Source organism: Xanthomonas sp. NCPPB 3174 (genome assembly GCF_056725205.1).
The window spans coordinates 2696390-2708099 of the sequence record NZ_CM161517.1; the positions used below are offsets into that span (position 1 = coordinate 2696390).

Here is an 11710-nt window from a genome sequence, read left to right on the forward strand (position 1 = left end):
CCGATGCCGCTACCATCCTCGCGCACTCAAGACGGCAGCAAGCGACCCAGGATGAAGACCATCGGCATGATCGGCGGCATGAGCTGGGAATCCACCCTGCCCTACTACCGGCACATCAACGAGACGGTGCGCGCACAGTTGGGTGGGCTGCATTCGGCCAAGCTGCTGCTGCATAGCGTGGACTTCCACGAGATCGCGCAGTACCAGCGCGACGGCGACTGGAATGCGGCCGGCGCCGCACTGGCGACGTCGGCGCGCGCACTGCAGGCCGGCGGCGCCGATTTCCTGGTGTTGTGCACCAACACCATGCACTGCGTCGCCGACGCGATCGCCGCCGCGGTGCCGCTGCCGCTGCTGCACATCGCCGATGCCACCGCCGATGCGCTGCAGGCCGCCGGCATCGTCCGCGTCGGCCTGCTCGGCACCCGCTTCACCATGGAGCAGGCGTTCTACCGCGAACGGCTGCAGCGGCGCGGCTTCGAGGTGCTGATCCCGGATGCGCCGGCGCGCGAGGACGTGCACCGCATCATCTACGAGGAACTGTGCCAGGGCCTGGTCCAGGCATCGTCGCGGCGGCGCTACCGCGAGGTGATCGCGGGGCTGCAGGCGCAGGGCGCCGAGGCGGTGATCCTGGGGTGCACCGAGATCGGCTTGCTGGTCGGCCCCGCCGACGCGGCGGTGCCGCTGTTCGACACGACCGTACTGCACGCGCGGGCTGCGGCCCTGCACAGCCTGGCCTAGCGATGCGCAAACAGCGTCCACACGTCACCACCCCGCGCCGCAGCCCCGCCACGCTGCGCGCCTGGGCGCCGTTCCGGCTCGGTACGCTGCTGGTCCTGGCCCTGCTGCTGTGGCCGGCGCTCGGCCGCGGTGCCGTCGCCATTCCGCCCTACACGCCGAACGTGGTCGATCCCGCCGGCGCGCTCAGCGCCGACGACACGCAGCGGATCAACGCGGCGCTGCAGCGCCTGCGCGAACGTCAGCACATCTGGGGCGCGGTCTACATCGTGCCGTCGCTGCAGGACGAATCGATCGAGCGCCTGGCCGAGCGCGCCTTCCGCACCTGGCGGCTCGGCCGGCAGGGCAGCGACAACGGCCTGCTGCTGGTGCTGGCGATGCAGGACCGGCGTTCGCGCTTCGAGGTCGGCTATGGCCTGGAAGGCGTGCTGCCCGACGTGGTCGCGCGGCACGCGCTGGACGACTACCTGGCGCCGCGCCTGCGCCAGGGCGAGACCGCCGACGCCATCGTGGCCGCCTTCGACTTCATGGGCCGCGCCGCCGCGCAGGATCCCGAAGCCGTCGCCGAACTGGCGCAACCGGCCGACGACGGCATGGACTGGCGGCGGGGCGCCATCGCCTGGGCGGGTCTGCTGGTGCTGGTATGGCTGCTGCTGCCGCTGCGCAGTGCCTGGACCGGTATCCTGCGCAGGCGCCTGCTACGGCGGCACCCACGCCTGTCGGGCAAGCCCGAGGAACTGGTGCAGGACACCGCGCGCGGCGGCTTCTGGGCGTGGTTCATCCGCCTGTTCCTGAGCGCCAACCCCGGCATCTTCGTGTTCCTGCTGTCGGCCAGGTCGATGACCATGTACGTGATCTTCCTGGCGCTGGAACTGCTGATCCTGGTGCTGACCCTGGCCGTCGCCACGCAGCGCTACCGCTCGCCGCAGCGCTACAGCCGCTTCCTGCAGGCGCTCGCACGGCGGCGCAGTGCGCTGATTCGCAAGGGCCACATCGCCGAAACCGCGCCCGGTGTGTTCGCCTACACCGCCAGCTACTACGCCGCCCAGGCCGCCAAGGAACGCGCCGCGGCCGAGTCCGCAGGATCGTCTTCCTCGTCTTCGTCTTCGTCCTCCAGCAGCGACTCGTCCTCCGGCGGCGGCAGCTCCGGCGGCGGCGGCGCCAGTTCGAGCTGGTAATCGCTCAGGCCACCGCCCTCTTTCTGGCTCTCCGCTGCGAGATCAGATCGCCAAGCCAGGCGATCGCGGTGCCGCCGAGCGCGACCTGCGGGTAGAGGACCAACATCCCGACCCCCAAGAAAGCAGCCTTGAGCACAAAGAATCCAGCCCACACCCAGCCCCAACCCCATTCCAGCTGAAGCCGGTATCCAGCACGGCGCATCCAGCGTACAACCGCGATCACCAACAGTGGCAAGGCGATGGCTGCGGCAGCCCAGGACTTGTCCGCTGCAATGCATGCAATGGCGACCATGCCGAGCATCGGGATGAAGAAGCGCTGCACCAGCGGGCGTCTGACGCAGGCATCGGTTTCGTGTCGGGACTGCCAACGTAGCAGCGAAGCGAAGCAATCCCAGGCAAGCCAGCCGCCCACGATGAGAGCGGCGCCGTAGCCGCCGGCCTTCAGCATCGGCGAGACACCGGGTGCCGGATTGCGGTCGAGCATCGCCAACAAGAGGCACAGAAGCAGGAAGGCTGCTGCCGCGATCAGGCTACGCGCCACGCCGACCATGAAGGCAATCGGATTGAACATGTGCCGTTCGCCGGCCAGGTACCAGGTGTTGGCACGCTCACGCTGCAACGGCGGCGGTGGCTTGCGACCATCCGGCACGTAGCCGATCAGTTCGAGCAGCCGCCGCATGCGGGTGGGCCGGCCTGGCCACAGCATCGCCGCGAACACCGCACTGTCGGACGCCGTCGGGCCCAGCAACCCCAGCAACTTGCGCACATAGGGAACCGACGCATCTGGGTCACCGCGCCGCCGCAGCGCCTCGCTCAGCTCTCCATGGCCGGACGGTTGCAGCCGCCAACGCTGATGCATCCGTGCGCAGGCATGCTGCACGAGATAGGGATCGGGAGCGTCCAGTGCCTGTTCCCAGTCGAAGAAATCGGCCAGCACCTCATAGTGGTAGAGGCTGAGCGTTTCCTCGTGTTCGAGCAGATGGCGCTGCAGGTCGGCACCGATCTGCGGCTTGTGGTCCAGCGACCACAGCTCCGGTTGCGCGAGCAGCCACGCGCGCAGCGCTGCCGGTTCCAGTTGCTGCGCTTGATGCAGGATGCGCACCTGCATCTGCGCCATGTCCACGGACGGGGGCTCCGTCTCGGCAAACGCGATTCTTGCTGCGACAGCAGGATGGCGGATGGCTGGCGTTTCGGCAGCCTCAGGTACCGCGAAACGTTCGGGCGCTTCCGAGACGTCGGCAGGCTGAAGCGCGTCGGCATCGCGCTGCGTGGGCGCCGACACGGTTTCCTGCACCAAGGAAGCCCGTGCAAACCCAGCATCCGCCTGCGCCTGCAGTACATCATCCTGGTGTTCCAGGCCCTCGACGGCCGGCTCGGCCAGGCGATGCGCAGCGGCGAAGTGCCGCGCCCAGCCAAGCGCCGCCTGATAGGTTTCGTGGAGTTGCTGAAAGCCTGCCGGATCTTCGTCCGGACGGGTCACCTTCAGGCGCGCGGCGTAGGCCCGCTTGATGGCGCGCTCGTCGGCGTCCTCATCCAGCCCCAATGCCGCCAATGCCCAGCTCATGCGCGCGCTTCCAGCTCGTCCAGTGCCTGGGCCAGTTCCTGGCGATGGCGTTCGATACGGACCGTCTCCTGGCTTTCGAGCACCGCGCGGAACTGGTCGAGCCAATGCTGCAGCGTCTGGCGTTCGTCGATGTACTCCTCGTAGACGCGTTCGATGCGTGCCAGCATCGCCAGGTTCTGCTGCTGGTCGCGCGGGTGCACTTTCAGTTCGGCCAGCGCCAGCAAGCGCCGGGCGATTTCGTCGCGGTCGAGCAGCCCGGGATTCTGTTCGAGGATCAATTCGTGCCGCTTGCCGGTGGCCTCCTCGACCACCTCGACCTGCAGCAATCCGTCCACGTCATAGGTGAATCGGGTCAGCACGCTCTGCTCGCTGCGCGGGCGCTTGGGATCCAGCGCCACCCGCACTTCGCCGAGCTTGATGTTGCGCTCGACCATGGGGTTCTCGCCCTGATAGACGTCGATGACCACTTCGGTCTGGCGCTCGTGGATGGGATAGAAGGTGTCTTCGCGACTGACCGGCACCACGCTGTTGCGCGGGATGATCGGGTGGAAATACCCGTTGCGCAGTTGCCCATCGCCGCCGCGGCGCGACACCTGCGTTCCCAGCGTATAAGGACAGACGTCGGTCAACACCACCTCGCGCAGGCTCTCGTCGCGGCTCTTCAGACCGGCCGCCACCACCGCCCCCAGGGCGATCGCATGGTCGGGATTGACGTGACGCAGCGGCAGGCGGCCGAGCATGCGCGTGGCCAGGCGGCTGATCATCGGCATGCGCACCGCGCCGCCGACCAGCACGATGTCGTCCAGCTCCGACGGCCGCAGCTTGGCATCGCGCAGCGCACGTTCGATCGGGGCGCGCATGCGCTGCAGCAAGGGCTCGGCCAGCTGGGCGAAGCGCGACTCGTCGATCTCCCAGCTGTACGCCTGCCCGGCGATGCTCAGGCTCACTGCGGCCTGCGCCTGGGTGCTCAGTTCGCGCTTGAGTTGCTCGATCCGTCGCCGCAACTGCGCGCTGTCGCTGGGCGCGAGCTTGGCCGGATCGAGCCGATGCTCGCTACAGAAACCGTCCACCAGCACCTGCAGGAAGTCTTCGCCACCGAGGAAGTTGTCGCCTGCGCTCGCATGCACTTCCACCACGCCGTCGAACATTTCCAACAGCGACACGTCGAACGTGCCCCCGCCGAGATCGAGCACCAGCACGCGGCCTTCTCCCCCGCGCTCCTGCAGCCCGTAGGCCAGCGCGGCGGCGGTCGGCTCGTTGATCAAGCGTTCGACGCGGATGCCGGCCAGTTCGCCGGCCACCCGGGTGGCCTTGCGTTGCGCGTCGGAGAAATAGGCAGGCACGCTGATGACCGCTTCCTCCACCTTCTCACCCAGCGCGGCCTCGGCATCGGCGATCAGGGAGCGCAGGATCAGCGCCGACAGCTCTTCCGGACGGAAACTGCGCTGTCCCAACCTGGTCTCGCGCGGGCTGCCCATCCAGCGCTTGAACGCGGCCACACTGTGGCCCGGATGGGTCACCAGGCGATCGCGGGCGGGCTGGCCGACCAACAGGTTGCCATCGTCGTCGACGCTGACCACCGACGGGGTCAACAGGCCGCCGTGTGGATTGGCGAACAGGCGCCCACCGTCGGCGTCGTGGATGCCGATCAGCGAGTGGGTGGTGCCGAGGTCGATACCTACGATCATGTGCGGATCCTTGTGTCCCTATCCATTATGAAAATTCTAGACGTGCCTGTGCAGGGCGCGATGCTGCGTGTCATGGATCAGCGAGATGGCCCGGAACAACAGCGCGACCACGTGCCGGGCCAGGCACCGGCCTGGACTGCGATGACCGGAGGTACGCATAGCACCCCCTCCACGCCGAGCCCAGGGATGATCGCCTTTCGGGATTCGGTATCCATGCAACCTGCCATGCGGGATGTCGCGACGTAGGCGAGCGCGGAACCGACGGCCACCCCCAATCCGCCACACCGCATCCCGACAGGATGACGATACTGGCGGACGGCAGCGCCCAGCAATGCGCGAGGCGCCAGTTCGGCCTTCAACACCGGGGCGTGCACGAGATCGGCCAGGGGCCCACGACCAGCGGACGCACTGCCGCCGGTGGCACCAGCGACACATCGACCTGCAGGTCATCGATCATGGCGCTCGCGTGATGCAGCCACGTCGGCGCTTCCGCCAAGGCCAATGCCGCCCGATAGGTCGCGTACAACTGTTGGGACGCGACCGGGTCGTCGTCGGGCCGGGTGGTCTTCAAGCGCAGCGCGTAGGCGCGCTTGATCGCGCGCGCGCCCGCATCTGGCGGCAGTCCCAGCGCCTCGGCGGCCCGACTCATCGACGAAGTTCCGCCGCCGCATTGCTGCGCCGTTCGACGTCCATCCCCTGCTTGCCCCCTATCCCTGCAAGATCGCGTTATCGGCGAACGCCAACGGAACTTGAGCGCGCTGCGCTACGTTGCGTCGCCACGCATCGAACGGTGCCGCTAGGACACGGCGCGCCGCACGCGCCAGCGCGGCCGGCGTGCGCCGCGGAACAGCAGCAGGTACAGCCCCACCACCCACACCAGCGCCGCGCTCCAGCCGCCGAGGATGTCGGAGGGGTAATGCACGCCCAGGTACACCCGCGAGATGCCGACCAGCAGGGTGAAGCTGCCGGCCAGCCACAGCACCGGCCAGCGCCAGCGGGTGCGCCAGCTCAGCGCGATCAGCACCGCGGCCAGGGTCATCGAGCCCATCGCGTGGCCGCTGGGGAAACTGAAGGTGTGGTGCTCGGGCGCGATCGACTCCCACAGGCTCGGCCGGTCGCGCTGGAAGAACTGCTTGGCGCCCATGTTCAGCAGCGCCGAGCCGATGAAGGACAGCGCCGCGAACAGCGCTTCGCGCCAGCGGCGCAAGCCCAGCAGCGCCAGCACGATCAGCGTGTCCAGCGGGATCACCCCGTACTGGTAGCCGGCCTCGGTGATCACGGTGAAGAAGCGGTCCCAGCCGGGGCTGGTCAGGCCGCGCATGCTCCACAGCAGCGGCTCGTCGAAATACAGGTCTTCGAGTGCGTGCACGTCCTCGGCCAGGGCCACGAACACGCCCAGCGGCAGCAGCACCCCGGCGAACAGCAGCACCACGCGCCAGGCGTTCAGCCGCAACCAGCGGCGCAGCCCGGCCGCCTCGGCGGCGGACTCACCCGGTGCGGCGGACATAGGTGCGTTCGACGTACTCGTCGATCAGCGCCACGAACTCCTGGGCGATGTTCTCGCCGCGCAGGGTCACCTTCTTCTCGCCGTCGATGAACACCGGTGCGGCCGGCGCCTCGCCGGTGCCGGGCAGCGAAATGCCGATGTTGGCGTGGCGCGACTCGCCCGGTCCATTGACCACGCAACCCATCACCGCCAGGGTCATGCTTTCGGCGCCGGGGTGGCTCACCTTCCACTCCGGCATCTTCGCGCGCACGTGGTTCTGCACCACCTTGGCCAGCTCCTGGAAGAATTCGGAGGTGGTGCGGCCGCAGCCCGGGCAGGCGGTGACCAGCGGAGTGAAGGCGCGCTGGCCGGTGGTCTGCAGCAGTTCCTGGGCGACGATCACTTCCTGCGTGCGCGACTGCCCCGGCTCGGGGGTCAGCGAGATGCGGATGGTGTCGCCGATGCCTTCCTGCAGCAGCACCGCCAGCGCGGCCGCCGAGGCAACGATGCCCTTGCTGCCGATGCCGGCCTCGGTCAGGCCCAGGTGCAGGGCGAAGTCCGAGCGCTGCGCCAGGTCGCGGTACACCGCGATCAGTTCCTGCACGCCGCTGACCTTGCAGCTGAGCACGATACGGTCGCGGCCCAGGCCCAGTTCCACCGCGCGCTCGGCCGAATCCAGCGCCGAGCGGATCAACGCCTCGCGCAGCACGCGGCCGGCATCCCACGGCACCTCGCGCCGCGAGTTCTCGTCCATCAGCTGCGCCGCCAGCGCCTGGTCCAGCGAGCCCCAGTTGGCACCGATGCGCACCGGCTTGTCGTACTTGAGCGCGAATTCGATCAGCTGCGCGAACTGGGTATCCTTCTTCTTGCCGAAGCCGACATTGCCGGGGTTGATCCGGTACTTGGCCAGCGCCTCGGCGCAGGCCGGCTCCGCCGCCAACAGTTGGTGGCCGTTGTAGTGGAAGTCGCCGATCAGCGGCACCTCGATGCCCATCATCCGCAGCTTGTCGACGATGCGCGGGATCGCCGCGGCCGACTCGGGATTGTTGACGGTCAGGCGCACCAGTTCCGAGCCGGCGCGCCACAGTTCGGCCACCTGCTTGACCGAGGAGGCGACGTCGGCGGTGTCGGTGTTGGTCATCGACTGCACCACCACCGGCTTGCCGCCGCCCATGGTGACGCCGCCGATGCGGACCGGCTGGGTGAGACGGCGCGCCCAGGGCGCGGCATCGGCGGGAGGCGTGGGGCGGCTGACGGCATCGTACATGCGCCTATTTTAGCCTGCGCGGCGCCTCCTGCCGCACGCGCCGGCACCGCCGATTCAGCGAGACGGCGCCGCTGCGACGGTTTGTCGCAGGCAGGCCCCCGGCCCAGCGCATACGATGCGCAGCATGGATTCCACCGACGCCTCCTTCCTGCGCACCCTGTGCAGCCTGCGCTGGCTGGCCACCGCCGGCCAGGCCGCGACGATCCTGGTGGCGACCTGGCCGCTGCAGCTGCCGCTGCCGCAGGCGCCGCTGTGGGCCGGCGTGGCGGTGCTGGCGCTGTTCAACCTGTACGCGCAGTTGCGCTTGCGCCATGCCGACTCGGCCGCCCCGGCCACCGCCTTCGGCCACATCCTGGTCGATGTGACCGTGCTGACCTGGATGGTCGGCTGGAGCGGCGGCATCGGCAACGCCTTCGGCTCGCTGTTCCTGGTGCTGATCGCGCTGGCGGTGCTGGCGCTGCCGCTGCGCTGGGCGCTGGCGGTGGCGCTGGCCTGCGTGGCCGGCTATACGGTCAGCGCCGTATTCGGCCTGCCGCTGCCGCACGGCCCCTACCAGGCGCTGGACCTGCAGCGCTGGGGCATGGCCGCCAACTTCCTGCTGTCCACGGTGGTGGTGCTGGTGTTCTCCACCCGCCTGGCGATCGCCATGCGCGAACGCGAGCGCGAGCTGGCGCTGCTGCGCGAGCGCTTCACCCGCAACGAGGGCATCGTCGCCCTGGCCACCCATGCCGCCTCGGTGGCGCACGAGCTGAACACGCCGCTGGCGACGATGACCCTGCTCACCGACGACATCGCCGAACAGAGCACCCAGCCGGAACTGCGCGAGGATCTGGACACGCTGCGCGAACTGCTGGTGCAGTGCCGCGAGCGGGTGCTGGCGCTGGCCGCACCGGCGCAGCGCGCCGGCGGGCAGACGGTGTCGCTGGCGCAGGTGCTGCACCAGTGGCAACTGGTGCGGCCGACCGTGCGGCTGCGCCGCAACGACGACGCGCCGCTGCAGCTACGCATGGAAAGCGCCATCGGCCACCTGCTGCAGGTCCTGCTGAACAACGCCGCCGACGCCGGCGAACGCGCCGGCCATCCGCAGGTGGACCTGAACGTGCGGGTCACCGGCAGCGAACTGGTCGGCGAGGTGCGCGACTACGGCGGCGGCTTCGACGCCAACCAGGTCGGCCTGCCGGCCACCCTGTTCCGCAGCGGCAAGCCCGAGAGCATGGGCGTGGGCCTGGCGCTGTCGCATGCGACCATCGAACGCCTGGGCGGCGAACTGTGGACCGAGCCGGCGCCGGACCACGGCGCCCGGGTCGGCTTCCGCCTGCCGCTGCTCGCCCTGGAGAGCTCCGCATGAACACCGAAACCCCGCTGGGCCTGCTGGTCGACGACGATCCGCTGTACCTGCGCACCCTGCAGCGCACCCTCGCCCGCCGCGGCCTGGAGACGCGCACCGCCGACAGCGCCGCCGCCGCGCTGGCGCTGGCCGCCGAGGCGCCGCCGGACTACGCGCTGATCGACCTCAAGCTCGGCGACGAATCCGGCCTGGCGCTGATCCAGCCGCTGCGCGCGATCCGCGCCGACATGCAGATCCTGCTGGTCACCGGCTATGCCAGCATCGCCACCGCGGTGGAGGCGATCAAGCTCGGCGCCGACGATTACCTGCCCAAGCCGGCCACGGTGCCGATGATCCTGCGGGCGATCGGCCTGGAGGCCGAGGAGGACGAAGACGAGGACGGCAGCGACGTGCCGGACGCGATGACCCCGCTCAGCCGCCTGCAGTGGGAGCACATCCAGCAGGCCATGCACGAGACCGGCGGCAACGTGTCCGCGGCCGCGCGCCTGCTCGGCATGCACCGCCGCTCGCTGCAGCGCAAGCTGGCCAAGCGGCCCAGCCCGCAGCGAGATCCTCCGCGCTGAGCGTGCGGCGCGGCGACGCGGCAGCCTGAACCGCCCTTCCGGCCAGCGCTCAAGTCCCCTGGTACCGGGCCGATAACCCGGCATGCTGAAGTCTCCCCCACCCGCCTTGCTGGACGAGCCGCAACGGCTCAACGCCCTGCGCCAGCTGTGCCTGCTGGACACGCCGGCCGATCAGGTCTTCGATCTGGTCACGCAACTGGCGTCGCGCTACCTGCGGGTGCCGATCGCGCTGGTCTCGCTGATCGACGAACAGCGCCAGTGGTTCAAGTCCCGGGTCGGTCTGGAGGTGCCGCAGACGCCGCGCAGCCAGGCGTTCTGCGCCTACGCGATCCACAGCCCGGAACTGATGGTGGTGCCCGACGCGCGGCAGGACCCGCGCTTTTGCGACAACCCGCTGGTCACCGGACCGCCGTTCATCCGCTTCTACGCCGGCGCGCCGCTGCTGATGGCCGACGGCGCCAGCCTCGGCACGCTGTGCGTGATCGACACCGAGCCGCGCCACGAGTTCGACGAGGTCGCGCGCCGCACCCTGCAGGACCTGCGCGACCTGCTGATGGTGCGCATCGACACCCTGCGCAACAGCGGCTTCGTCGATGCGCTGACCGGCCTGCCCAACCGCAGCCGCTTCAACGACGACCTGACCATGTGGCTGTCGCTGCAGACCGCGGACCAGCACGACACCGCGGTGGCGATCGACGTATGCGGCATCGACTATTTCCGCGACATGGTCAAGGCGCTGGGCTGGGAGTACGCAGAAGGTTACCTGCTGGCCGCACGCGACCGCCTGCGCAAGGCCCTGGGCACCCTGCCGCTGTACCGCATCGACACCACCAGCTTCGTGTTCATCATGGAAGGCAGCGACACCGCGCATCTGGAGTACTGGTGCGAGCACGTCTGCGACGCCTTCGCCACGGCGATCGACCACCAGGGCATCCCGCATGCGGCCAGTCCCTCGCTGGGCGCGGTGCGCCTGGACGGTGCGCTCAGCGCCAACCACACGGTGCGCTCGCTGACCACCGCGGTGGACATGGCGCGCCAGCGCGGCCAGCGCTGGAGCCTGTACGAGCGCAACCACGATGCCAACCAGCGCAACGCCTTCCGCATTCTCGCCGCCTTGCCCGAGGCGCTGGACGCCAGAGGCCAGCTGAGCCTGCACTACCAGCCGCGGGTGAGCCTGCGCAGCGGCGAATGCGTCGGCGTGGAGGCGCTGCTGCGCTGGCAGCATCCGCTGCTGGGCACGGTGGCGCCGAACGACTTCATCCCGCTGGCGGAAAAGACCGCACTGATGAGCCGCATCACCGCCTGGGTGCTGCGCACCGGCATCGCCCAGGCGGCGCTGTGGCAGCAGCGCGGCTATCGCTTCAGCGTCTCGCTGAACGTGTCGGCGGTGGATCTGGAGCAGGTCGACTTCATCGTCCGCCTGCAGGCGCTGCTGCAGCAGCACGCGCTGGCGCCCGGCGCGCTGGAGATCGAATTCACCGAAAGCGCGATGATCCGCGATCCGCAGCGGGTCGCCGAACAGCTGCAGCAGATCAGCGCGCTCGGGGTGAAGATCGCCATCGACGACTTCGGCACCGGCTACAGCAACCTCGGTTACCTGAAGAACATCCCGGCCAGCGCGCTGAAGATCGACCAGTCGTTCATCCGCGCCCTGCCCGGCAGCCGCAGCGACGGCATGCTGGTGCCGTCGATGATCCATCTCGGCCACGACTTCGGCCAGCAGGTGGTGGCCGAAGGCATCGAGAGCGAAACCGTGTACCGGATGCTGCGCGAGTGGGGCTGCGACGAAGGCCAGGGCTACTGGATCGCGCGGCCGATGCCGGCCGACGCGCTCGACGCCTGGCTGGCCGAGCCGTGGCAGGGCGTCGACGCCTGAGC

At 69.3% G+C, this 11710-nt stretch carries 10 protein-coding genes; 5 read left to right on the forward strand and 5 right to left on the reverse strand.

Features of this window, described 5'->3' with window-relative positions; all coding sequences use genetic code 11:
• The first annotated feature begins 3 nt into the window (after nucleotides 1–3).
• Together AC1PK7_RS11960 and AC1PK7_RS11965 are read left to right on the forward strand one after the other, a co-directional pair.
• Nucleotides 4–741 (forward strand): aspartate/glutamate racemase family protein, encoded by a 738-nt coding sequence (locus AC1PK7_RS11960; protein WP_420009987.1) that lies wholly within the window; start codon nucleotides 4–6, stop codon nucleotides 739–741.
• Nucleotides 742–743: 2 nt separating this feature from the next.
• Nucleotides 744–1916, forward strand: coding sequence for a TPM domain-containing protein (locus tag AC1PK7_RS11965; protein WP_481098276.1), 1173 nt, complete (start codon nucleotides 744–746; stop codon nucleotides 1914–1916).
• Between the two features lie 4 nt (nucleotides 1917–1920).
• On the opposite strand, the gene AC1PK7_RS11970 is transcribed toward AC1PK7_RS11965, so the two are convergent.
• The 5 genes from AC1PK7_RS11970 to ispG all read right to left on the reverse strand — a co-directional run bounded on the left by AC1PK7_RS11970 (nucleotide 1921) and on the right by ispG (nucleotide 7921).
• Nucleotides 1921–3480, reverse strand: coding sequence for a J domain-containing protein (locus AC1PK7_RS11970; protein ID WP_481098277.1), 1560 nt, complete (start codon nucleotides 3478–3480; stop codon nucleotides 1921–1923).
• Nucleotides 3477–5168, reverse strand: a complete 1692-nt coding sequence (locus AC1PK7_RS11975; protein ID WP_481098278.1) for an Hsp70 family protein — start codon at nucleotides 5166–5168, stop codon at nucleotides 3477–3479. The genes AC1PK7_RS11970 and AC1PK7_RS11975 overlap by 4 nt, the downstream gene beginning before the upstream one ends.
• 355 nt (nucleotides 5169–5523) lie before the next feature.
• Nucleotides 5524–5817 carry a hypothetical protein gene (locus AC1PK7_RS11980; protein ID WP_481098279.1) on the reverse strand — a complete coding sequence of 98 codons (294 nt, stop codon included), beginning with the start codon at nucleotides 5815–5817 and terminating at the stop codon, nucleotides 5524–5526.
• 147 nt (nucleotides 5818–5964) lie between these two features.
• A complete protein-coding gene (locus AC1PK7_RS11985) occupies nucleotides 5965–6675 on the reverse strand; it encodes a phosphatase PAP2 family protein (protein WP_481098280.1) in 711 nt (236 codons plus the stop codon).
• On the reverse strand, nucleotides 6656–7921 hold the full coding sequence (gene ispG / locus AC1PK7_RS11990) for a flavodoxin-dependent (E)-4-hydroxy-3-methylbut-2-enyl-diphosphate synthase (RefSeq protein ID WP_019802088.1): 1266 nt from the start codon (nucleotides 7919–7921) through the stop codon (nucleotides 6656–6658). Before ispG ends, AC1PK7_RS11985 begins: the two co-directional genes overlap by 20 nt.
• Nucleotides 7922–8045: 124 nt before the next feature.
• Between ispG and AC1PK7_RS11995 the strand changes: the two genes are divergently transcribed.
• From AC1PK7_RS11995 to AC1PK7_RS12005, 3 genes are all read left to right on the forward strand, one after another.
• A complete protein-coding gene (locus AC1PK7_RS11995; protein WP_481098281.1) occupies nucleotides 8046–9269 on the forward strand; it encodes an ATP-binding protein in 1224 nt (407 codons plus the stop codon).
• Nucleotides 9266–9832: a response regulator transcription factor gene (locus tag AC1PK7_RS12000; protein WP_043091894.1), complete on the forward strand. Its 567-nt coding sequence runs from the start codon at nucleotides 9266–9268 to the stop codon at nucleotides 9830–9832. Before AC1PK7_RS11995 ends, AC1PK7_RS12000 begins: the two co-directional genes overlap by 4 nt.
• Before the next feature lie 82 nt (nucleotides 9833–9914).
• Nucleotides 9915–11708, forward strand: coding sequence for a sensor domain-containing phosphodiesterase (locus AC1PK7_RS12005; RefSeq protein WP_481098282.1), 1794 nt, complete (start codon nucleotides 9915–9917; stop codon nucleotides 11706–11708).
• Nucleotides 11709–11710: the final 2 nt, after the last annotated feature.